Below are 22,860 nucleotides of genomic sequence, written 5' to 3'. Positions count from 1 at the left end.
TTATCCCTTTAATTGTTCGGTGATTGATTGCGCTGCACTAAAAGGCATCAGCGCTAACCCTGATTTATGTAATAGCTGATAGAGCGCATTTTGTTGGGCATGGGCTTTTGCCGCGTAGCTTTCGCGAAATTTAGCATTAGCCAGCGGTAAACTTGCTTGGCGATTACCTGATTTTAGTGAAAGTTGCTCGCCAACATTCGGCAGCGTACGTTCCATAGGGTCAAAAATAGGGCAGGCAATTAACTCGCAGTGGCGGGTTAATAACAGTAATTGCTTTGCCATATCTTCACTTAAATGATGAAAATCCGAAATGAGGTATACCAAGGAGCCTGGTTTTGCTAAGTGTACTAAACGATTTAATTGATCATTTAGCGTTTGCGATTCGCCGTCGAGTTTACTGCTTAATGCCGCTTGGTGGGCAAGCTGCAAATTATGAAACAGCTTTAATGCAGCGCTTTGGCGTGAGGCGGGCTTTAGCTCCCAATGGGCATTATGATTAAACACTAACCCGCCAACGCGATCGCCGCGCTGAATGGCACTCCATGCAATCAGTGCACTTAAATGAGCGGCTTGTACAGACTTAAGCAGCAACTGTGAACCAAAAATCATGCTGTCGCTAAAATCGGTCAAAATAAAAACGGGGCGTTCTTTTTCTTCCTGAAATAGCTTGGTATGTGCAATTCCGGTGCGAGCGGTAACACGCCAGTCGATAGCACGCACATCATCACCCGGTTGATAATGCCGAACTTCAGCAAATTCCATACCTCGGCCTTTATGTGGCGCAAGATATTGACCGGCATTGTGGTGCTTCACTTTGCGTTTTGGCGTTAGTTCAAGCAAAGTAGTTTTGTTGTGATACGCCATCAACTCATTGAGCGAGAGCTCCACACCATTGCTTTGCAGTTCGGCGAGTTGTGCAGTTTGTGTATTCATAATGGGTTTAAGGTGCTACCACGCGTGCGATTATCTCGGCTAGTACATCATCTTTGCTTACGCCATCAGCTTGCGCTTCGTAAGATAAAATAATGCGATGACGTAGCACATTAGCAAATACACTTTGAATGTCTTCAGGTGCGACAAAATCACGACCGGCGAGCCATGCATGAGCTCGGGCACAGCGATCAAGCGCAATTGTGGCGCGCGGACTTGCGCCGTATTCTATCCAACGGCCTAATTCTGGGCTTAACTTTTCAGCTTGGCGTGTTGCGATAATCAGTTGCACAAGATAGCGTTCAAGTGGCTCTGATAAATGCATTGAAAGCACTTGCTTGCGTGATTCAAACAAGGTTTGTTGCGAAATTTGAGGTGCTTTAACTTGCTCATCTGACAGCGCTTCACCACGGGTTAGACGTAATATGTCGAGCTCGTTTTGTGCGTCTGGATAATCAATACTAAGATGTAATAAAAAACGGTCAAGCTGCGCTTCTGGAAGCGGGTAAGTCCCTTCTTGTTCTAGCGGATTTTGCGTTGCCATAACAAGAAATAATTCTGGCAGTGGGTAAGTTTTTTTACCTACCGTGATTTGCCTTTCTGCCATGGCCTCTAATAAAGCTGACTGAACTTTTGCTGGCGCACGGTTAATTTCATCAGCGAGCACAAGGTTATGAAATAACGGTCCTGCTTCAAATACAAATTCGCTGGTTTGCTGGCGATAAATATCGGTTCCTGTGATATCTGCCGGCAATAAATCGGGGGTAAATTGTACGCGTTGGAAATTGCCTTCAACACCTTTTGCCAACGCATTTACTGCACGGGTTTTAGCAAGACCTGGAGGACCTTCAACAAGTAGGTGTCCATCAGCAAGTAATGCTAGTAAAAGTGCTTGAGTAAGTTCTGGTTGGCCAATGATTTGGCTGTCTAAATAATTTTGTAGCTGAACAAACGCTGATACCGCCATGTTAGTCGCTATCCTTATTGTTTTAATTGGCTTAAATAGTTCTTAACCGCTAGATTATACTTAAGCTGTTAGTTAAGCCAAGGGCTTACGTTAATAAATGTATCGGGAAAAATTAGGTGTGTTGATCTTCGCATTTGTTTTATGAGGCAAGAACAACAGAGGCTAAGATGGTGGCAGTAATAAAAAGTTCAAAAAAAGCTGCATAAGAAATGCAGCTTGGCAGTGATAATGTCAACATTCGTGCGTATTAGGCGCTTTCGTTGCTGTTTTGTTCACTTTGCATTTTGCGGTATTTTAAACCGTCGATAACCAGTTCCAGAATGGGACGTTTTTCACCATTGTACCAATTATTAGCTGTACGCTTGCTAAGTGCACCTTGGGTTTGTTCTGAAATCGTGTTAGCGGTCCATTGCGTGCCTAGCTCCAGTTTTATGTATTGAGTTAGCTTCATAGCGCTCTCCATCTAACGTGTTTGTAATATGGAAATTGTTACTTTTATTTCGGTGAAAAAACAGAGAGCCCCCGTAATCCTTTGTTTTAATTTGTGATTAAATGTTATTCAATGAATATTGTGGTTAACGCGATAGCTAGCAGAAGACTTTTACCGCGATCACAGCAAAGGGAAGTCGGCAAGGGTGGTTGACAAAAACTTACGTTTTGCTATTGGCAAACAAAGATACCTTGTTTAGAATCAATAAACTTGATAACAGGTCAGACCTGTAACCAGAGGAACAACCTATGTCTGAACAAAATATACTAAAAACAACAAAAGGCGACCGAATTGCCGTTGTCAGCGGATTGAGAACTCCATTTGCAAAACAAGCTACTTACTTCCACCACGTACCTGCATTAGATATGGGTAAAATGGTTGTAAATGAAATGCTTGAACGCATGAATCTTGATAAAAATGAAATCGATCAGCTGGTTTTCGGACAGGTTGTTCAAATGCCAGAAGCGCCAAATATTGCGCGTGAAATTGTACTGGGTACTGGCATGCCAGTATCGGTAGATGCGTATTCTGTGTCACGTGCATGTGCGACTAGTTTCCAAGCAGTTGCCAACGTAGCGGAATCAATTATTGCCGGTTCTGTAAATGTCGGTATTGCTGGCGGCGCGGATTCATCATCTGTTTTACCAATTGGCGTAAGTAAAAAATTAGCGGGTAGCCTTGTTGATTTAAATAAAGCGCGTACCTTTGGTCAGCGATTTAAAATTCTTTCGAAATTGCGCTTTAAAGATTTACTGCCAGTACCACCTGCGGTAGCTGAATATTCAACGGGTCTTTCAATGGGCCAAACCGCAGAGCAAATGGCGAAAACTCATAACATTAGCCGTGCTGATCAAGATGCAATGGCGCATCGCTCACACTCGCTTGCGGCAAAAGCCTGGAATGACGGTTTACTAAGCAACGAAGTAATGACTGCACATGTGCCGCCTTACAAAGGTTTCCTTGATCGCGATAACAACATTCGTGAAAACTCAACAGTTGAAGGCTACGCAAAATTACGTCCGGTATTTGACCGTCAACATGGTTCGGTAACGGCTGCAAATGCAACGCCACTAACTGATGGTGCGGCAGCTGTGTTAATGATGAGCGAATCAAAAGCGAAAGCACTTGGTTACCCAATTTTAGGTTATATTCGTAGCTTCGCGTTTAGCGCGATTGACGTACATGAAGATATGCTAATGGGTCCTGCACACTCAACGCCAATGGCGCTTGATAGAGCGGGTATCACGTTACAAGATCTTGATTTAATTGAAATGCACGAAGCATTCGCAGCTCAAGCACTTGCTAACATGAAGATGTTTGGCTGTGATAAATTTGCCCAAGAGAAGTTAGGCCGTTCTAAGGCGATTGGCGAAATCGATATGGATAAGTTTAATGTAAACGGTGGTTCACTTGCTTATGGTCACCCGTTCGCAGCAACAGGCGCACGTTTAATTACACAAAGCTTAAATGAATTAAATCGTCGTGGTGGTGGCCTTGCATTAACAACAGCATGTGCTGCAGGTGGTTTAGGTGCGGCATTCGTTTTAGAGGGAGCATAGTATGACAGCTGAACAAGCGAACTCAGTATTTGATTTTAAAGTTAATGATGACAACATTGCGATTGTCACCATTGACGTAGCAGGGGAAAAAATGAATACCCTGCGCGACAGCTTTGTTGATGACCTTAATGCGGTTATTAAACAAGGTGTTGAGCAAAATATTAAAGGCATGGTATTCATCAGCGGCAAGCCGGATAACTTTATCGCAGGCGCTGATATTAAAATGCTGGATAACGCTAAAACTCGCGATGACGCGCTGTATTTATCACAAACGTGTCACAGCGTATTTGCTGATTTAGTAAAACTGCCTTTCCCAACGGTTGCAGCAATGAATGGTGCAACCTTAGGTGGTGGTCTAGAGTTTGCACTGGCGTGTGATTATCGTGTTGCCAGTGATGCCAGCAATACCAAGTTAGGTTTACCTGAAGTGCAACTTGGTTTATTACCAGGTGGCGGCGGTACCCAACGTTTACCTAAACTGGTAGGTATTCAAAAAGCACTTGAATGGACACTAACAGGTAAACAAGTGCGCCCTAAACAAGCTAAAAAAGCAGGCCTTGTTGATGATGTAGTGCCTAATAGTGTGCTACTTGATGTGGCGCTTAAATTTGCTGTTAAAGGCAAGCGTAAGAGCATTAAGCCTAAGCTTGGTAAAGTGTCTCAATTACTCGAGTCGAACCCATTTGGTCGCAATATTATCTTCAAAAAAGCAACTGAGAATGTTGAGAAGAAAACAGGTGGTCACTACCCAGCGCCATTTGCCATAATTAAAGCAATTCGCGCTGCTGCTGAAATGGCACCAGCGAAAGGCTATGAAATTGAAGCACAAGGCTTTGCTGATTTGGTAATGAGCAAAGAATCAAAAGCATTACGCGGTATTTTCTTTGCCACCACTGAAATGAAAAAAGAGTGGAATGAGCAATCGCAGCCAACAGAAAATGTTGCTGTGCTAGGCGGTGGTTTAATGGGCGCGGGCATTGCACATGTAAGTGCATGCAAAGCAGGTGCCCGTGTACGAGTGAAAGACATTGCACAAAAAGGCATTTCTGGTGCACTTAACTACAGCTTTAAAATTCTAAACAAAAAGCAAAAACGCCGTATTTTATCTAAAGCTGAATTGCAGCTTCAAATGGCACGCATTACGGGTGGCACCGATTACGCTGGTTTTGAAAATACCGATATCGCCATTGAAGCGGTATTTGAAGATTTAAAACTAAAGCAAAGCATGGTTGCTGATATCGAAGAAAATTGTAATGAAAATACCATTTTCGCGTCGAATACATCTTCGCTACCAATTGGTCAAATTGCTGAAAATGCAGCGCGTCCTGAAAACGTAATTGGTCTTCACTATTTCTCACCGGTGGAAAAAATGCCGCTGGTAGAAATTATTCCTCATGAGAAAACGGCGAAAGAGACTATTGCACGCGTTGTAAACTTTGCACGCAAGCAAGGTAAAACACCGATTGTTGTAAAAGACAAAGCGGGTTTTTATGTAAACCGTATTTTAGCGCCTTACGTTAACGAAGCGGCAAACTTATTACTTGCTGGTGAGCCAATTGAAAAGATTGACGAAGCCTTAGTAGAGTTTGGTTTCCCAGTTGGCCCAATGACACTACTTGATGAAGTAGGCATTGATATTGGTTCTAAAATTGCCCCAATTCTCGAAAAAGAGCTGGGTGAGCGTTTTAAAGCGCCAGATGCTTTCTCACGCTTAATTGATGCAGGTCGCTTAGGTCGTAAAAGCGGCCGAGGTTTTTTTGTTTACGATAAGAAAGATAAAAAAGTCGATGAGTCTGTTTATGAATTGCTTGGCGTTAGTAAAAACCCACGCTTGAATAAAGAAGAAATTGCAGAGCGCTGTGTTGCACAAATGCTAAACGAAGCAGCACGCTGCTTAGATGAAGGCATTATTGCAAGTGCACGCGATGGTGATATTGGTGCAATATTTGGTATCGGATTCCCACCATTCCTTGGTGGTCCATTTAGTTACATGGATTCGTTAGGCGCTGGGCATTTGGCATCGCGCTTGGCAACATTTGCAGAGTACAACAAACACTTTACACCGTGCGAGCCATTAATCGCGATGGCAGAAGCTAAACAAGCGTTTTATACAGAGTAGGCAAGCGCAAGTTAAGGTTTATTGTTCAGTAAACGTTTAGTATAGATTTAATCCTGAAAGCTCAATTAATCATCGATTTTTTGAGCTTTTTTTTGTACTATAGCGCCCCGATTTTATGTTGTGCTTGGTGAGAAGCGATGCTTTGGTATTTATTCGCGTTATTAATTATTAATGGTTATATGAGCGCTGTTGTGGCGGGCCGCTTTGGATTAGTTGGCAAGCGCTGGGCGATCGCGGGGTTATTAACTGGGCCTGCGGTATATAGTGTAATTAATGTTAAACAACGAATGTTACTAAGAAAGTCACTAGGCTTTGTTTTTACACGTATTAGTGCATAAATCAGAGCGCCTAGTGAGTTATTGCACTAGGCTGAGCTTTACTTCTTGTTCCAAATCTCTTGGCGGTAAGTGCGCTTCTTTACAGCGAGCTAACAGAAACTGTTCAAACTGCTCATGTGAAAGCGGTTTCGAGTAAAAATAGCCTTGTACTGTCGCACAATTTAGTTCTTTTAATTGCTCCACTTGATCTTCGTACTCAACACCTTCAGCTACCACAGATAAGCCAAGATTGTGGGCTATGGTGACGATTGAATCGACCATATTCTTACCTTTTTCATTGCCCATGTCGTCAATAAAGGCTTTATCGACTTTTAATGTGTTTAGCGGAAATTGTTTAAGGTAAGCGAGTGATGAATAACCCGTGCCGAAATCGTCGATAGCCAGGTGAATACCGCGAGCACTTAGCGTATTCATAATGCGAATAGCGTCTTTTGGATCTTCCATGATAGTGCCTTCGGTGATTTCGAGTTCTAAGTAGTACGACGCGAGTCCTTCGCGTTTTAGTATTTTATCAATACTGCCAATGAGATCTGGCTGCATAAACTGTTTTGCAGAAAGGTTCACTGCCACACGACCATCAAATAAGCCGCGGTTAATCCAGTCTTTTACGTCACGACAGGCTTTTTCTAACACCACTTCACCTACTTCAACAATTTGGCCGGTTTCTTCAGCGATTGGAATAAATTGGGCTGGGCTTATTAAGCCTTTATTCGGTGTAATAAAACGCACTAGCGCTTCCATGCCGACAAGCTCGCCGCTGTTAATGTCCATTTTAGGTTGGTAGAACACTTTAAAGTGGTCTTCTTTTAAGCCATAACGAATTAAGTTTTCGATTTGTAGACGCTTAACCGCTTGGCGGTTCATGGCATCGTTAAAGAATAAGTAACGGTTACCATGTTGTTTTGCATGGTACATTGCCGTGTCTGCGTTTTTAAGCAGTAGCTCAGGTGTATTACCATCTTCAGGGAAGAGCACGATGCCCACACTAGAGGTGATCACAAGCTCGTGCCCAGACATATGGAATGGCGCTTCAATCAGCGCTAAAAAGCTTTTGGCAGCTTGTGTAATAGTATGAATATCATTGGTGTTTTGCATTACAAGCGCAAATTCGTCACCGCCTAGGCGATAGAACTGGTCGCTCTCACGCGTACGTTTGGATAGACGCGATGCCAAACGACACAATAAAATATCACCCGCGTGGTGGCCTAAACTATCGTTAATTTTCTTAAAGTTGTCTAAATCAAATACTAATAATGCATGGCGGTTTTTGCGACCGACCAGGGATTTCATATTACTAAAGAACTGATTACGATTTGGCAGGCCGGTTAAGCGGTCGCGATTGGTCAGTTTTTGCAGTGCCAATTCAGTTTGCTTGTTGTCGGTTACATCGTTGTAAACCGCAATGTAGTGGCGCAGATTGCACTTTTTGTTATCAATGCGGTCAATAGAAAGTGAGAAGAACGTGCTTTGCCTGTCTTTGCTAAATGTTAGTTCTTTATGCCAGTGCGATTTTTTTTGTATTGCTTTGTACAGCTGGCTTGTTTTGCTTTTGTCGTAACCTGGGAGTCGGTAAGGGGTGCCAATGTGATTTGCAGTAGTGCCACCAAAATAGCTTAAGTAGGCCTGATTTACTTCGACAATATTAAAATTCGCATCGAAAATAACAATAGGATCAGAGAGGTTTTCAATACAGTTTGCCAGCAAATTTAAACGTTCTTGGGTTTGTTTTACCGAGCCAATGTCTTTAACCGTGCCCATCATTCTAAGTGGTTTTAAGTCCTCATCCGTTTCAATTACGCGGCCTTTATCGAGTACCCAACGCCAATCGCCGTTTGCATCTTTCGCTCGGTAACTCGCTTCGAAATGCGAAACTTCTCCTGACAGGTGCTTTTTAAGGATTTGTTCAACGTGGGGTAAATCAGATGGATGGATATTTGATTTATTAGGTGGTAAATCGGGAGTGTGGTCAATGGCATTAAATAAGCCGTCATTAATGCGCTCTAAACGATGCTCACTAATGTGCCAATCCCAAACAGCATCGCCACTTGCTAATATACTGTTTTTAAATCGATGTTCTGAACGTTTTAAGGCAAGTTGTGAGCGTCGCAGGCGCAAAACAGCAACTAGCGCTATCAGCAAACTCAATGTTGCGAGCGCAAGTGGGATAACCAGCTTGGAGTCTAGTAGCGTGGGTTGGTGTGCATCGCTTGAAAAAGCAGTAAACAAACCAGTAAACCCAGCAATTATTTTTATTATTTTATTGGGCATTGGCTTAACGCATTGTATTTAACTCCCTTACACTAAGGGATTGTCTTTATGGTGTCAAAGCTTGTTTAACCGATTCGGAATTAGTTGCTTGTTTTACCGTCTTTTTTTTGGTTTTTAGCTCAAGACGTGTACTGTTTTCACTAAACAAACGTTTGCTATAACTTACTAATTGCGCCTTACTTAATTGCAATAGCGCAGTTTTCAACTGGTATTGCATATTAAATTGGCCATCACCATTGCCGATTGCCAGCCAAAACCGCTGTGATTTGAGGCGTAGGTTTTTATCTTTTTCAACAATTTGCATCATTAATGCTTGTTTAGCTTGTTGCCAATCTTCATCGCTCATGGCGTTAATTTGTAGATAGTAATTGGCTAAAAAGTGATTGCTGTGCTGGGCTAAAATATCGGACGCGATTTCTGGCGACTGAATATAAAATGCGATACCAGCGCGATTATTTAAAGGCGCAAAGCCTGAGCCAACTAAATAGCCAAGCTGTTTTTCGGTACGCATATCGTGGAAGTAGTCTTGGCTGATTAAATGGTTTAGTGCCATTAACCTGATTTTTTCGCTGATTGAATCAGAGCTTGCTTGAAAGTAACTTACCAGCGCATTGTCTGGGTGAGGCACATCGTGGGTTTGCTCTTGTTGGTGATCTAACGTTACGATAGGACGGTTTAAATCAGCAATAGTGGTGCGCGTTTTTAGTTTTTCTCTGATTAGTGCCACACAATCGTCGGCTTCTAATGGTGTCCAGTTGCCATGCATTAGAATTTGACAGTGCAGGGCTTCAAATAACTGACTACAAAATGCGTTAAACTCACAGAAACTGATTTGTTCAATCGCTTCGGCGAGTTTTAACGGCGTTGGATTCCACGGTAGCAATGTAGCGCTCAATTCTGAGAATAAAAGACTAACAGGTTTACTTTGGTTGCCATTTTGCCAATGACGAACAAGCTGACGTTGGTATTCATAAAAGCGAATCGAGTCAAATTTACAGCTCAATAATTCATTTAAAATTTCACCGATTAATTCAATTTGATTACCACTTAATCCCCAAGTGTGCAGCGTTAAACCACCTTGGTGAGCTGAAAGCTGATAATTAATGCCCGCTAATTCTGCCGGATAAAATTGCTCAGCGACTTTATCCATAAAAAGGTCTGCAAACAGGCGTGTCATCGCCATGTTTTTAATGTTTTGCACCGTAATTTCACTGTCTAACGCCAAGTAAAAATGACCTTTGGCGACTCTAAAGGTGGAATCTTGTTTATACCAAAATTCGAACGTGTCGCTTGAAACGCGTTTTTCTGGTGTTTTATGTTTATGCTCTATCGGATGCAGCACAACCGGCTTTGTTAAATAAGGATTGCTGGTTGGCAGGATTAGTTCAACGGCGTTCGCATCTACTTTTTCCAGTGAGTCTAACCAAGGTTGCGATATTTTTTTGATGCTATAAGGCGTACCATACCACTTTGCTTTGGCATCGGTTGGCACACCTGGGTGAATATGAATCAGGCGCATATTATTGGCATTTAGCAGCGTGAACACATTGTCAAACTGCGAGCGATTAAAGCCTGTCATTATGTAATCGCCATAAATTAAGTGTTCATCTGGATAGTGATGCATATTCACACTTAAACTATTTACCCAATCCAATACGCGGGATTTCTCTTGATTATTAAAGGCGATGTCCATCAGCACCTTTTTATCTTGGTAAAGACGCTCCAATAACGGGGTTTCGGCTTTGGCAATCAGCAGCAGGTAACAAAACAGGTATTCCACAATGGCGGTTTTATGTTTTTCGCCTTCGTCGGTCAGTACAATACTAATGTTAAAATCTTTAAAGTTACTGCCATTAATACCACCACCGGCACTGAGCCCGTTAATCCATCCCGCTTTTTTTAATACCGAATAAAGTGAGCCTACGCCTTCGTAGCCGATTAGGTGGGCGATAAAGCTTACTGTTTTTTCACGGTAAAAATTATCAATACTGGGCAGCGCAAACGATACAATGAGCTTTTGCATATGTTTGTGTGGCTCAATATAAATCGACTGGCACATGTTTTCAGGCAGATAAAGTGGTGCTTCAATACTGGGTTTTTCGCGTTCAGGGTTGCCACTAAGGCAATTAAATAGTTGCGTTATTTTAACCTTAATGAGTTCGCAAGGCGTATTGCTTGAAATCACTAAGGTCATGTTTTGTGCTTGGTAGTGTTTTAAAAAGAAAGCGCGGATCTCTTCGCTAATGCATTCGTTTTTATTAATTAAGGTTTGATGGTTGCCGACCGAAAATTTAGCAAATGGGTGCGCACTGTTACACGTTTCTTTATGGACTTGGTAAATGCGACGTGAATCATCCTTCAGCTTTAATTTAAATTCTGCATCAATGGCATTGCGCTCTTTCTCGCATGCAGACGGTAAAATAAGCGGTGCATGAAAAATATCAGCAAACTGACTAAGCGCTTGTAAAAAATGTTCGTTCAGGACTTCAAAAAAGTAACTCGAATGCTCTGTGCCTGTCCACGCGTTACAATTACCGCCATGATGCGATAAAAATTGTGAAAAAGAGCCGGGCTCAGGGTATTTTTCTGAACCTAAAAATAGCATGTGTTCTAAGAAGTGCGCTAAACCTTGACGGCTGATAGGGTCGTCAAAATGGCCGCAATTTACGGTAAGTGACGCCGCTGATTTATCGCTGGCAGCGTCTTCAATCACTAAGATTTTTAGACCATTATCCAGTTTTAGGGACTGATAAATTCTGCTATCATTGCTGCTGGTTATCAAGGTTTGCTCCGTATCTAATAAAGAAAAGAATAATCGCTTATCAACACGATTGAAGTGGATCTGGAAGCAACACAGCTAAACTAAAAACTACCTGAGTTTTTATTGCTTTAAAGCTAATATAGCGGACATATCATAGATTTGGCTATAGCAAAGTCGTTATTTTTTGTAGTTTTACGGTTTTGCCTTAATGAGCATTGTTATGAAAAAAATTTTTATTATGCGTCATGGTCAAGCACAGTCTTTGACGGTAAATGACCAAAACAGAATGCTAACGGATATAGGTCGACTTGAAGTCGCCGCAATGGCGAGTAAATTACAGCAAGATTGTAAAATAGATGCTGTTCTAACAAGTACTTATCTTCGTGCTTTGCAAACGGCCGAAATTGTTACGGCAAAACAAGAAAGCATTCGTTATCAAGACAGCTTTGACGATTTTATTCCAAGTGGCGATGCTGAAAACGCTGCGGAACTGATTAAAGCAATGATCAGTTACAAACCTAACTTAAATAACTGGATCTTGGTTGCTCATATGCCAATTGTGAGTTATATCGTTGAGCAATTTTGCCCTGATAATATGCCAATTTTTGCAACAGCTGCGGTTGCTGAGATTCATTATAATGAAGAATCAGGTTTGGCTGAGTTAGTTGCAATGCATTTACCTGATGTTGGTGAAAAGGTTAGTTAAAAAATGACTCAATTGAGTCATTTTTTGTTTTTAGCGCTAAACATTAGCGGAAAAAAGGATCTTCTGGAATATCCACTAAAATAAGTAATGCGCCACGGCCACCATATTCAAGCGGCGCTTGATGAATAGCCAGTACATCAGGGTGTTGTACTAAATAATGCGGCACTTTGTGTTTTAATACTCGCTCACCAACACCTGTCACGATGCATGCACAGCGTAAATGACGCTTCTTACACGCACTGATAAGGCCTGCTAACTCCAGCTTTGCCGTCTCTTTATTCATGCCATGCATATCTAAAATAAGTTCAGGAGCAAAGTCACCACGGCGAAGTTGTTTGGCTAAATAGCTATCAGCACCGGGTTTAACAAAGTTAACGGTACCCGATGTATCTATGTCTGGAATATATTCATCCGAGAAATAAAACTCAGCATCGAGCTGTTTTACCTTAGTGTTGGTAGTCTGCTCAGGTGCTTTTTGCGCTTTTTTAAAGTGGACTGTGTCTTGGCTTATTTTTTTTGAGCCAGACATTTCACTGCGAAAAAGGGCAATGTCGTCATCGGAAAGTGAGTGATCTTTTTTCATGGCGGGATTGTATCCAAAAATATGTAAAAAACCTAGAGTATTGCGCCTTTAAACCGTTACAATAGTGCTTTTAAACACTAGTGAAACTTGATTATGGAACAGGCATTTTTAGATTCGGCAATGCAAACAGAAGCCGTTACAGAGCTAAATACAATTAATGATTGGTTACGTTGGACGACCAGTCAGTTTGCTGCGTCAGGTATTTTCTTTGGTCACGGTTCTGATAACCCGTGGGATGAAGCTGTACAGTTAATTATGCCAGCATTAAGTTTGCCGATTAATGCGCCAAAAGAGCTTGCGACTAGCAAATTGACTACGTCTGAAAAAGAAACGCTGGTGGCGTTAATTGCGGCGCGCATTAATGAACGCGTGCCCGTTGCTTACTTAACAAATCAAGCTTATTTCGCAGGCCTACCATTTTATGTTGATGAGCGTGTATTAGTTCCGCGCTCCCCGTTTGCTGAGCTTATCAATAAAAAGTTTGATACTTGGCTCGATCCAGAGCAAGAAGTTACCCGAATTTTAGATATGTGTACCGGTTCGGCATGTATTGCGATTGCACTGGCACAAGCATTTGAAAATGCCGAAGTGGATGCGGTTGATATTTCGTTTGATGCATTAGAAGTAGCGGATATTAATATCTCAAATTACCAGTTAAACCATCGTGTTTTCCCTATTCAATCGGATGTGTTTTCGGGTGTGCCTGGCCAAAAATACGATTTAATTGTGGCTAATCCTCCATATGTTGATGCTGAAGACATGGGCGACCTGCCAGATGAATTCCATCACGAGCCTGAACTAGGTCTAGCGTCAGGTGAAGACGGTCTTGATGTTACTCGTACATTATTAAATGAAGCGGCGGAGCATCTAACTGATAACGGTTGGTTATTTGTTGAAGTAGGTAATTCTATGGTACATATGGAAGCGCTTTATCCTGGTGTGCCATTTGAGTGGATTGAATTTAAACACGGCGGCTTAGGCGTGTTTGCAATTAATAAACAAGATTTAATTGCACATTTAGGGTAATCACCAAGTAAAAAACGCAGTTTGGCGGCACTGTATCTACCAACGCTGCCATTTGGGAATGAGGAAATGAGACGTTATGGCCGGAAATAGTATTGGTCAATTATTTAAGGTGAGTACCTTTGGCGAAAGCCATGGTATTGCACTAGGTGGGGTGGTCGATGGCTGCCCGCCGGGATTAGAAATTAGTGAAGCTGACTTACAAATCGATTTAGACAGACGTAAGCCTGGGCAAAGTCGCTACACTACGCAGCGCCGCGAAGAAGATGCTGTTAAAATTTTATCGGGTATTTTTGAAGGTAAAACGACGGGCACCAGCATTGGTTTGCTTATCGAAAATGGCGATCAGCGTTCAAAAGATTATTCAAAAATTGCCGATGTATATCGTCCAGGTCACGGTGATTATACTTACTGGCATAAATATGGTATTCGCGATTACCGTGGTGGCGGTCGCTCGTCAGCGCGCGAAACAGCCATTCGTGTTGCCGCAGGCGCAATTGCTAAAAAGTATTTAAAACAATTTCATGGTGTTGAAATTAATGCATGTTTATCGCAACTTGGGCCAATTAAAGCAGAGCAATTTGATTGGTCTGTGGTTGAAGAAAACCCATTCTTTTTTCCAGATAGTTCTAAGCTAGATGCGCTTGATGAATACATGCGCGCGCTGAAAAAAGAAGGTGATTCAATTGGCGCAAAAGTTACTGTGGTTGCGAAAAATGTACCTGTGGGTTTGGGTGAGCCAGTGTTTGATCGTTTAGATGCTGAAATTGCCCATTCACTGATGAGCATTAACGCGGTAAAAGGCGTTGAAATTGGTGACGGTTTTGAAGTGATTGAGCAAAAAGGCTCAGAGCATCGTGATACCATCACCCCTGAAGGCTTTACTTCAAACCATGCAGGCGGTGTGCTTGCGGGTATTTCAACTGGGCAAGACATTGTGGCATCTATTGCGCTTAAACCAACATCGAGCATTACGGTACCGGGTAAAAGCATTAATACGCAAAATGAAGCGGTTGAGATGGTAACCAAAGGGCGACATGATCCTTGTGTGGGTATTCGTGCAATTCCTATTGCAGAAGCAATGTTGGCAATCACCTTGATGGATCACTTATTGCGTCATCAGGGCCAAAACAAGCATGTCAATGTGCAGCCTGGCCCAATTCCAGGGCAAGCGGAATAATTACCGTAGATATTTAAAAAAGGGGCTATTTCAGCCCCTTTTTATTTTTGCTAAAATGCATGCAATTTTTTGCTGTACCTATCGTTATGCATCGTTATCAAGATTTAATTATCATCTTTAATACCTGTTTTGAGCGCACACTAAACACGCGTTTAGTAAAAGGCGATGGCGAACCGATTTATCTACCTGCAGATAGCAATACATCATTTCATCGCATTGAATTTGCCCATGGCTATTATGCTAGCGGCCTGCATGAAGTGGCGCATTGGTTAGTAGCAGGCGAGGCCAGACGTTTATTAGAAGATTACGGTTACTGGTATTGCACAGATGGGCGCGATGAAGTACAACAGGCCGAATTTGAAAAAGTGGAAGTGCACCCACAAGCCATTGAGTGGGCACTCAGTGTGGCAGCTGGCTTTAATTTTAATGTATCAGCAGATAACTTAAACGGTGCACAAACGTGTCGCTTTGCATTTCAGCGTAAGGTTTACATAAAGGTATGTGAGTTACTTGAGAGCGGGTTTAACAGCCGTACTGAAACCTTGATTAAAGCATTATGCGATTTTTATCACACACCATACCCATTAACACGTGCACAATTTACTTGGCAGGATGAATTAATTAATGATGAAGCAGTTTAAACTTGGCCTTATTATCAACCCTGTTGCTGGTTTAGGTGGCAGTGTTGGTCTAAAAGGCAGTGATAATGTCACTGAACAGGCGCTTGCGCTTGGTGCAGAGCCAAAATCTCATAAACGCACTCAAGCGGCACTTGAAGTACTTTTGCCGTATAAAGAACACATTCAAATATTTACTCCAAGTGGCAAAATGGGGCAAACCCTTGCAGAAGAAATGGGTTTTACTACTAATGTTGTGTTGACGGTTGGTGAACAGACATCACCTGCTGATACAGAGTTAACGGTTAAAACCTTAATTGAATACGGTGTCGATTTAATTTTATTTGCTGGTGGAGACGGTACAGCGCGTAATGTGTGTAGTGCGGTTAGCGATAATACGACTGTGCTTGGTATCCCTGCTGGTTGTAAAATTCATTCTGGCGTATATGCGATTACACCGAAAGCAGCAGGGCGCGTTGTTGAAATGCTGATAAACGGCGAGCTGGTTACACTTTCAGATGCGGATGTAATGGATATTGATGAATCGGCATTTCGGGAAGGTGTTGTAAAAGCCAAACGTTATGGTGAAATGCAGGTGCCAAGTGAATTACGCTACGTGCAAGCAGTAAAAAGTGGCGGTAAAGAAACGGATGAGTTAGTACTTGCTGACTTATCTGCCTATGTTGTGTCAGAAATGGAAGATGACGAATATTATGTAATGGGTTCAGGCTCGACCGTTGCTGCAATAATGGAAGAAATGGGGCTTGAAAACACCTTACTCGGTGTCGATGTCGTGCTCGATCAAGACGTTATTGCTGCAGATTGTACCGCACAGCAATTAATTGATTTAACCAAAGGCAAGCCGACTAAAATTGTGATCACCTTAATTGGTGGGCAAGGTCATATCTTTGGTCGTGGTAATCAGCAGCTTAGCCCTGAACTTATTCGCCAAGTAGGTAAAGAAAATATTATTGTGGTTGCAACTAAACGCAAACTGCAAGCACTTAACGGCCGTCCGCTTATTTGTGATACAGGCGACAGCGTGTTAGATGACGAACTATCAGGTTTTATAAAAGTGGTAACTGGATACAACGATCATGTGATGTATGCAGTGGGCCTTGAAGAGGAAAAATAAATGCAATTATTAGCGTATGTTGATAAGGCCAATGAGTTCTTTGATAAACTGGTTGAAACAGCGACCGATGATGAGTTGTTTGCAAGTGGTTACTTACGTGGCCACTTTGATTTGCAAGTAGGTTACGCGCAAGTTGAAGGTGATGATTTAAGCTGCGAAGAGTTAAATGAAAAAATTGAAAAATCATTGGTTAAAGCGTATCGCAATGGCGAACTAACCGATGAAGACCGCGGTCATGTAGTTGCAATTTGGGAAAAAGTAAAAGAACTTGTTTAAGTGTTTACTGCATTCTAAACATCAAAAAAAGCAGCCAATGGCTGCTTTTTTTACTTTTTATACACATCACTGAATTGGTATTACTCAGCGTATAAGCCTAAGTGCTCTTTCGCGTATGCTTCGAAATCGGTGAAGCCGCCAATGTGTTTTTGATCTAAGAAGATTTGAGGTACTGTTTCACAAGGCTTGCCAGCTGATTTTTCTAAATCCGCTTTTGATACGCCTTCTTTAATAATATCTACGTAACGGAATTTAAAATCATCACGTTCCTGGGTTAAACGTTCTGCTAATTCTTTTGCGCGAACACAAAATGGGCAGCCATCACGGCCAAAAATTACTGTAAACATTATTCTTTCCTCTTTAAATTTAATGAACCCATTGTGTCAGCGAAAGGTGAGTTTGTGAAATTGATAAACTCAATCGCATCATTCGCAAATAACGATGGGTGGTTTTTAATAATCTATTTTTAGAGAATTAAGTGCGGTATACCGTTTTAATTAGGTGATAACCAAATTTGGTTTTTACAGGGCCGTGCACTTCAAATAATGGCTTTTTAAAAACCACATCATCAAATGCTTTTACCATATCGCCTTTATTAAATTCACCCAAGTCGCCACCGCGTTTGCGCGACGGGCACCTTGAATGTTGTTTAGCAAGCTTGTTAAAGTCAGCTCCTTTTTTAAGCTTTTCTTTTAGTTCTAAACAGAGTTTTTCAGTATTAACTAAGATGTGATACGCGCATGCTTTAGGCATTGGATTCTCGAATGCAAATTAAGATACGCGTATTTTAATGGCTAGTTGCTATTTTGTCTAAAAGCTGCGAGCTCTTAGGCCTAATTCTGTGGAATAGCCCATCGATTTGGCAATAATTTTTAAATCTTCTGAAATCACATAATAAGTGGGAAAGGCAGAAATTTTATAATTACTAGCGGTGTGGCTATCGGCTAATAGCACCGGCATGCTGAGGGATAGTTCATCTACAAATGCTTCAACTTGTTGCTTGCTCTCATAGTCAGCGGCAATTGCTATGGCATTGATACTGCCGTTTTTAGCCAGTTTATCGAGGTTCGGCATGCTGAGTTTGCATACGGTGCACCAAGGGGCAAAAAAATAAACCACCGTTTGTTGGTTTTGTAACGATTTAATGGATACTCGCTCGCCGGTTTCTAGTGTCTCTAAATTAAAATAGGGTGCTGGTTGGTCGTTACTCAGTAAGTTTCGCTGCTGAAAAGTAGTGATCACAAAAAAAATCACAGAAAAAAATAAAATATTTGAAATAATGCTTTTTATTTTTAATTTCATAGGGTTGAAGTGTTCTCTAAAGATGAAGTTTAGGTGGTTAATTAAAAAAATTTAAATTAATACCTTGAAAAAGAAATTAGCCACCACATATCTAGTTATGAAGACGCCATAAGGGTTTTCTATTCAGGTAACAATTTGAATTGCCTGACTTTATTTAAGACTTGTCCGCTTTAGGAGAGTCGTTTTTAAGACAATTATCGCTTTATGAGGATATATACTATGCGTAATTTAGATCTATCTCCACTTTATCGTTCGTTCATCGGTTTTGATCACTTAGCTCAAATGATGGATAACGCGAGCCGCAATACCAAACAATCAAACTTTCCGCCTTACAATATTGAGCTTTTAGGTGAAAATGACTATCAAATCACCATGGCTGTTGCAGGCTTTTTAGAATCTGAGTTAACCATTGAAACAGAGAAAAACACGCTAAAAGTATCGGGCGTGAAAGCAGAAAAAGAATCGCAAGCTGAGCGTAAATTTATTCACCAAGGCATTGCTGAGCGAAACTTTGAGCACAAATTCCAGTTAGGTGATCATGTTAAAGTTGTTGGCGCTAATTTAGAAAACGGTTTATTGAACATTACTTTGCTTCGTGAAATTCCAGAAGCGCATAAGCCACGTAAAATTGCCATTAACTCAACGCAAGAGTTACTTGAAGAAGTATAAACTTTAAAACAGATTTCCCAACCACAAAAAGCGCCGTAAGGCGCTTTTTTAGTTTAAGGTGTCGAGCGCGCGCTGTAATTTTACTTGGGCGAGGTGATTAAGGGTTTGCGCTTTTTCAATGCTAATCGCATTAAACGCCACTTCATCACCCGCGCGTTTTTGTAATAAGTTTGCACAATCTAATGCGGTGACTGAGCCAAGTTTCGGATAGCCGCCAATGGTTTGGCGATCATTTAAAAGTACTATAGGTTGACCATCGGCGGGCACTTGTATGGCACCTAGGTTGATGCCTTCTGAAAAGCGCGCACCGGTTGGGCTTTCTAATACTGCGCCTTGTAAACGATAACCCATGCGGTCACTTTGCACAGTTACGGTATAACTTGAATTTAGAAAGCGGTTTATATCGGCCGTTGAAAATTCATGATGTTGCAGCGCAAGTACCATATTAAGCGGTGTGTTTTGGCAATAATTAGGTAATAAGTTAGCAGGTAACCTCTTGTGCTTTGTAAAACGAGGTACTTGTTGTTTTATTGGTGTGTTTGCTTCAATTTTGCAGCCAAGCCCTTCACGTAAAACGGTACTAACACTTGTAAAGTGTGACTGTGCTTTGATACCACCTGAAATTGCAAGCGTGTGCCTTAAACCAGTATGGGGCGTTGCAATTTCAATTAAATCACCCCGTGTTACTTGAATACTTTGCCAAAGCGCTTGGCTTTTATTGTTAACTGTAAACTCAACATTTGGCCCTGTAAGTGCAATCGTTATTGGCACTAGTACTTCCGCGCGAAAGCCACCAAGCGTTAATTCAAGTGCTGGGCTATTAATTGGGTTGCCGACAAGGGCATTGGCAATTTTAAAGGCGTAAGGGTCGTGACATCCACCTGTGGTAAGACCTAAATGGTTTTGTCCAAATCGCCCCAAATCTTGAACGCAGCAATAGAGCCCCGGATTGATGACTTTGAGTACGCTAGTCAATGTGGCCTCCTAAGCGAATAAACTCACTACGCTCAATAGGTATAAACTTCACGCTATCACCAATATTAAAAGGCAAAGGAGGTGTATTTTCAGCATCAAATAGTGAAACAGGGCAGTTACCAATAAGGTTCCAACCACCCGGAGAAGCGGCTGGATAAACCGCAGTTTGCCTATCTGCGATGGCGATCGAACCCTTGGCTACTTTTTTACGGGGAGTTGCAAGGCGTGGAGTGGCAAGTATTGGGTTTACTTCACCTAAAAATGCAAAACCCGGTGCAAAACCAATGGCAAATACACTGTAAATTTGTTCGCTGTGGTATTTGATAATATCGGATACAGTGAGATTTTTTGCTTTTGCCATGGCGTTTAGATCAGCACCTACTTCGCTATGATAATAGGCGGGTAACTCGATTTGGTTTACTGAAAATGCAGTATCGTTTAGCTGGGTAAGTATGCTTTTAATTTTTTGCTTTATTGAAAAATGATCAATACTAAGGCTTTGATAAGTAACTAACGCACTAGTGTAGGAAATGGTCACATCAACAATTAACTCACCCAGTGAGGCCTTTAAAGCGTGTGAAAAAGCAGCGAGCTTTTGCGTTTGCTCACTTGAAATAGTGTCACTAAAATAAATTAAAACCGCATGTTCACTGGCATCAAAAATGCGATAGCTAGGGTTACTCATTGCTAGCAATAATCTGTTTGATTTTTGCTATTTGAGCAACCGCACTAGGGTTATCACCGTGTACACATAGCGAGTCGCATTGCAGTGTTAATTTGCTGCCATCACGGGTGGTAATCGCACCAAATTGCTTCATTTCACTCACTTGCTCAAGTAGCTTGGTTTCATCGTGCACAGCACCTGCAAGATTGCGTGATACCAACGAACCATCTGGGTTGTATAGCCTATCAGCGAAGACTTCAAAGAGTAATTCAATGCCGGCTTTCTGTGCGATTTGAATTGCTTGGCTGTTATCAACTCTACTTAGTACCATTAACTTTAACTCGCAGGGGTAACTTGCGATTGCCTGTGCAATGATGGCAAGCAATTCAGAGTTGGCCATCATATCGTTATAAAGTGCGCCGTGTGGTTTTACATAGCTAAGGCTAAGCCCTTGTACTTTTGCCATGCCTTCTAGCGTTGCGATTTGGTAGTGCAGTAAATTGGTCAGCTCGGTATTTGATAGTTGCATACTGCGCCTGCCGAAACCTTGCCTGTCGGGGTAACTTGGGTGAGCACCTATCTCAACACTATGAAGTTTCGCTAGGCTCAGTGTGTGTGCCATTACATTAGGGTCGCTAGCGTGAAAACCACACGCAATGTTTGCCATATCAATTACAGCCATGGCTTGATCATCACAACCTAATGTATATTGACCAAAACTTTCCCCTAAATCGCAATTGAGTTTCATGGTTATCCTTGGCAGCGTTTTATGTTATCAAGAATAATGCCGCTTGCCATAGCAACATTAAGTGATTCAACCTGACCAAATGCCGGAATGGTTATTTTTTTGCTAATCGCACTGGCAATATGCTCGCGAATACCGTGTGATTCGCTGCCCATCACTAAAATTAAGTCGCTTTCAAACTGTGTTGCGTGAATGTTTTCGCCGCCTAAGTACGCGCCGTAAACAGGGCGAGTTTGTTTTCTAAAATAGTCAGTTAATTCAGTTTGAATAATGTTGACGCGGGTAAAGCTGCCCATCGTCGCGCTGATAACTTTTGGATTATACGGGTCTGCACAATCAGGGCTTAAAATCAGTTCATTAATTCCATACCAGTCGGCCACGCGAATAATAGTGCCTAAATTACCTGGGTCGGCAACACCATCAAGTACAATGGAAATACCTTGGCTATTTGGCTCACTTTGTTTTGGCGTTTCAACAATCGCAATGGCAGCATTATTACTAACTAGCGTACTTGCCTTAGCAAGCTCCTCTTCGTCGCAAGTGATAATATTGAGGCCATTTAATTGTGATGCGTGCTTATCGCAAAAAATTTGGGTAGCAAAAAGCTGTTTAATAACTAAATTGCTGTCGAGTAATTCGAGTACGTTTTTTTCACCTTGCACTAAAAATAAATTTTGTAACTTACGCTGTTTTTTTTGAGATAACGCACGTAATTGTTTTAGTTGGTTTTTAGAGATCATACTGTACCCTTCTTAAATCTTACAAAATTATATCACTCATCGCTTTAGGCGGAAGGGTTTTGACAATAAGAATTTTTAACCTATACCTAAAAGTGTAAGGCAAACGCTTTATAACTCTCACAAACGTTCAAATGGTTTGAACCTCAACGCAAAGGAGCGCGTTATGAAATTACTTTCACTGCCAGTACTTGGCGCATTCTTATTAGCTATTACTTCAATTACCTTTTCTGTGAGTGCAGAGTCACAAGTGACAAAGCCGACAAAGAGCAACGTTGAAGAAGTTGTTAAAGTAGAGCTCGTTAATGTAAATACTGCGAATGCAGAAGAGTTGGCAACCTTGCCTGGCATTGGCGAATCACGAGCACTCAGAATTATCAACTATCGTGAGCAGAATGGAAAAATAAAATCCCTTGAAGAATTGAATGACATTAAGGGGTTTGGTGAAAGGTCAATCGCCAAGCTAAAAGGCAGAGTAACGTTTTAAATAAAAAAAAGGGGCGATTGCCCCTTTATTTATTGTTGTTTTCGAACTCAGTTCGCGCCTCTTTAAGCAGCGGCTTAATAAACATTAGTGTAAGTGGTGTAGTAATAAGTGGATAGCACAAACCCACAATTAGTAAGTATAAAAGCAGCCACCAAGATTCGATATTTGCTAACAGTAAAAATATCGGTGTTAAACACGCAATTTTTACTACATTGAGTGTGATCTTTTTACTGGCTGGCAAGTTCGCAACGGCTAAGTGAATAACTTCTTGTCGTTGTCGAACTGATAAACCATCTAATTCAGGAATGTTTTTTGTTGAGAAATACATA

The 22,860-nt window shown here is 41.6% G+C and carries 25 protein-coding genes; 11 read left to right on the top strand and 14 right to left on the bottom strand.

Annotated features, from left to right (window positions below; genetic code table 11):
• The 3 genes from AN214_RS03955 to AN214_RS03945 all read right to left on the bottom strand — a co-directional run bounded on the left by AN214_RS03955 (nt 1) and on the right by AN214_RS03945 (nt 2,348).
• Nucleotides 1–933: a DUF58 domain-containing protein gene (locus AN214_RS03955; protein WP_054978508.1), complete on the bottom strand. Its 933-nt coding sequence runs from the start codon at nt 931–933 to the stop codon at nt 1–3.
• Nucleotides 934–940: 7 nt separating this feature from the next.
• Nucleotides 941–1,897: a MoxR family ATPase gene (locus AN214_RS03950; RefSeq protein ID WP_054978507.1), complete on the bottom strand. Its 957-nt coding sequence runs from the start codon at nt 1,895–1,897 to the stop codon at nt 941–943.
• 247 nt (nt 1,898–2,144) lie between these two features.
• Nucleotides 2,145–2,348 (bottom strand): hypothetical protein, encoded by a 204-nt coding sequence (locus AN214_RS03945; RefSeq protein ID WP_010560689.1) that lies wholly within the window; start codon nt 2,346–2,348, stop codon nt 2,145–2,147.
• 287 nt (nt 2,349–2,635) lie between these two features.
• On the opposite strand from AN214_RS03945, the gene fadI reads away from it, so the two are divergent.
• The 3 genes from fadI (at nt 2,636) to AN214_RS03930 (ending at nt 6,403) form a co-directional block, all read left to right on the top strand.
• Nucleotides 2,636–3,946, top strand: a complete 1,311-nt coding sequence (fadI, locus tag AN214_RS03940; protein ID WP_054978506.1) for an acetyl-CoA C-acyltransferase FadI — start codon at nt 2,636–2,638, stop codon at nt 3,944–3,946.
• Between the two features lies 1 nt (nt 3,947).
• Nucleotides 3,948–6,065 carry a fatty acid oxidation complex subunit alpha FadJ gene (gene fadJ / locus AN214_RS03935; RefSeq protein ID WP_054978505.1) on the top strand — a complete coding sequence of 706 codons (2,118 nt, stop codon included), beginning with the start codon at nt 3,948–3,950 and terminating at the stop codon, nt 6,063–6,065.
• A gap of 137 nt (nt 6,066–6,202) precedes the next feature.
• Complete coding sequence (locus tag AN214_RS03930; protein WP_010560686.1) at nt 6,203–6,403, top strand: hypothetical protein; 201 nt, start codon at nt 6,203–6,205, stop codon at nt 6,401–6,403.
• An 18-nt stretch (nt 6,404–6,421) separates the two neighbouring features.
• Here the strand turns inward: AN214_RS03930 and AN214_RS03925 are convergent, their stop codons facing one another.
• Together AN214_RS03925 and AN214_RS03920 are read right to left on the bottom strand one after the other, a co-directional pair.
• Nucleotides 6,422–8,671: an EAL domain-containing protein gene (locus AN214_RS03925; protein WP_054978504.1), complete on the bottom strand. Its 2,250-nt coding sequence runs from the start codon at nt 8,669–8,671 to the stop codon at nt 6,422–6,424.
• A gap of 46 nt (nt 8,672–8,717) precedes the next feature.
• Nucleotides 8,718–11,453 (bottom strand): insulinase family protein, encoded by a 2,736-nt coding sequence (locus tag AN214_RS03920; protein WP_054978503.1) that lies wholly within the window; start codon nt 11,451–11,453, stop codon nt 8,718–8,720.
• A gap of 199 nt (nt 11,454–11,652) precedes the next feature.
• On the opposite strand from AN214_RS03920, the gene sixA reads away from it, so the two are divergent.
• Nucleotides 11,653–12,138, top strand: coding sequence for a phosphohistidine phosphatase SixA (gene sixA / locus AN214_RS03915; RefSeq protein WP_054978502.1), 486 nt, complete (start codon nt 11,653–11,655; stop codon nt 12,136–12,138).
• A gap of 43 nt (nt 12,139–12,181) precedes the next feature.
• On the opposite strand, the gene smrB is transcribed toward sixA, so the two are convergent.
• Entirely contained in the window at nt 12,182–12,721 is a 540-nt protein-coding gene (smrB, locus tag AN214_RS03910) for an endonuclease SmrB (protein ID WP_010560682.1), read from the bottom strand.
• A gap of 93 nt (nt 12,722–12,814) precedes the next feature.
• On the opposite strand from smrB, the gene prmB reads away from it, so the two are divergent.
• The 5 genes from prmB (at nt 12,815) to AN214_RS03885 (ending at nt 16,952) form a co-directional block, all read left to right on the top strand.
• Nucleotides 12,815–13,747, top strand: coding sequence for a 50S ribosomal protein L3 N(5)-glutamine methyltransferase (prmB, locus tag AN214_RS03905; RefSeq protein WP_054978501.1), 933 nt, complete (start codon nt 12,815–12,817; stop codon nt 13,745–13,747).
• A gap of 76 nt (nt 13,748–13,823) precedes the next feature.
• The gene (aroC, locus tag AN214_RS03900) at nt 13,824–14,924 is read left to right on the top strand and encodes a chorismate synthase (RefSeq protein ID WP_054978500.1); all 1,101 of its coding nucleotides are present in this window, start codon (nt 13,824–13,826) and stop codon (nt 14,922–14,924) included.
• Between the two features lie 86 nt (nt 14,925–15,010).
• Nucleotides 15,011–15,565 carry an elongation factor P hydroxylase gene (locus AN214_RS03895; protein ID WP_054978657.1) on the top strand — a complete coding sequence of 185 codons (555 nt, stop codon included), beginning with the start codon at nt 15,011–15,013 and terminating at the stop codon, nt 15,563–15,565.
• A complete protein-coding gene (locus AN214_RS03890; protein WP_054978499.1) occupies nt 15,549–16,676 on the top strand; it encodes an ATP-NAD kinase family protein in 1,128 nt (375 codons plus the stop codon). Before AN214_RS03895 ends, AN214_RS03890 begins: the two co-directional genes overlap by 17 nt.
• Nucleotides 16,677–16,952, top strand: a complete 276-nt coding sequence (locus tag AN214_RS03885) for a YfcL family protein (protein WP_054978498.1) — start codon at nt 16,677–16,679, stop codon at nt 16,950–16,952.
• A gap of 80 nt (nt 16,953–17,032) precedes the next feature.
• Here AN214_RS03885 and AN214_RS03880 read toward each other — a convergent pair whose 3' ends face one another.
• From AN214_RS03880 to AN214_RS03870, 3 genes are all read right to left on the bottom strand, one after another.
• Nucleotides 17,033–17,299 (bottom strand): GrxA family glutaredoxin, encoded by a 267-nt coding sequence (locus AN214_RS03880; RefSeq protein WP_010560676.1) that lies wholly within the window; start codon nt 17,297–17,299, stop codon nt 17,033–17,035.
• 127 nt (nt 17,300–17,426) lie between these two features.
• Nucleotides 17,427–17,705 (bottom strand): peptidylprolyl isomerase PpiC, encoded by a 279-nt coding sequence (gene ppiC, locus AN214_RS03875; RefSeq protein WP_054978497.1) that lies wholly within the window; start codon nt 17,703–17,705, stop codon nt 17,427–17,429.
• A gap of 57 nt (nt 17,706–17,762) precedes the next feature.
• Entirely contained in the window at nt 17,763–18,254 is a 492-nt protein-coding gene (locus tag AN214_RS03870) for a TlpA disulfide reductase family protein (RefSeq protein ID WP_054978496.1), read from the bottom strand.
• Between the two features lie 219 nt (nt 18,255–18,473).
• On the opposite strand from AN214_RS03870, the gene AN214_RS03865 reads away from it, so the two are divergent.
• Complete coding sequence (locus tag AN214_RS03865; protein WP_054978495.1) at nt 18,474–18,923, top strand: Hsp20 family protein; 450 nt, start codon at nt 18,474–18,476, stop codon at nt 18,921–18,923.
• Nucleotides 18,924–18,971: 48 nt separating this feature from the next.
• On the opposite strand, the gene AN214_RS03860 is transcribed toward AN214_RS03865, so the two are convergent.
• Genes AN214_RS03860 through AN214_RS03845 form a run of 4 tightly spaced genes read right to left on the bottom strand, consistent with a single transcriptional unit; the run spans nt 18,972 to nt 22,047 of the window.
• Nucleotides 18,972–19,898: a biotin-dependent carboxyltransferase family protein gene (locus AN214_RS03860; RefSeq protein WP_054978494.1), complete on the bottom strand. Its 927-nt coding sequence runs from the start codon at nt 19,896–19,898 to the stop codon at nt 18,972–18,974.
• Entirely contained in the window at nt 19,891–20,583 is a 693-nt protein-coding gene (gene pxpB, locus AN214_RS03855; RefSeq protein ID WP_054978493.1) for a 5-oxoprolinase subunit PxpB, read from the bottom strand. The genes AN214_RS03860 and pxpB overlap by 8 nt, the downstream gene beginning before the upstream one ends.
• The gene (locus tag AN214_RS03850; RefSeq protein ID WP_054978492.1) at nt 20,576–21,310 is read right to left on the bottom strand and encodes a 5-oxoprolinase subunit PxpA; all 735 of its coding nucleotides are present in this window, start codon (nt 21,308–21,310) and stop codon (nt 20,576–20,578) included. Before AN214_RS03850 ends, pxpB begins: the two co-directional genes overlap by 8 nt.
• Nucleotides 21,311–21,312: 2 nt before the next feature.
• Nucleotides 21,313–22,047: an RNA methyltransferase gene (locus AN214_RS03845; protein ID WP_054978491.1), complete on the bottom strand. Its 735-nt coding sequence runs from the start codon at nt 22,045–22,047 to the stop codon at nt 21,313–21,315.
• Between the two features lie 163 nt (nt 22,048–22,210).
• Between AN214_RS03845 and AN214_RS03840 the strand changes: the two genes are divergently transcribed.
• A complete protein-coding gene (locus tag AN214_RS03840; protein WP_082428483.1) occupies nt 22,211–22,531 on the top strand; it encodes a helix-hairpin-helix domain-containing protein in 321 nt (106 codons plus the stop codon).
• 25 nt (nt 22,532–22,556) lie between these two features.
• Here the strand turns inward: AN214_RS03840 and AN214_RS03835 are convergent, their stop codons facing one another.
• Entirely contained in the window at nt 22,557–22,859 is a 303-nt protein-coding gene (locus tag AN214_RS03835; protein WP_054978490.1) for a DUF6170 family protein, read from the bottom strand.
• Between the last annotated feature and the right edge of the window lies 1 nt (nt 22,860).

Source organism: Pseudoalteromonas sp. P1-9 (assembly GCF_001399975.1).
In the GTDB taxonomy this organism is placed as follows: Bacteria; Pseudomonadota; Gammaproteobacteria; order Enterobacterales; family Alteromonadaceae; genus Pseudoalteromonas.
The sequence above is the reverse complement of the archived record's forward strand: the minus strand, read 5'-3'. Positions and strand labels throughout refer to the sequence as shown.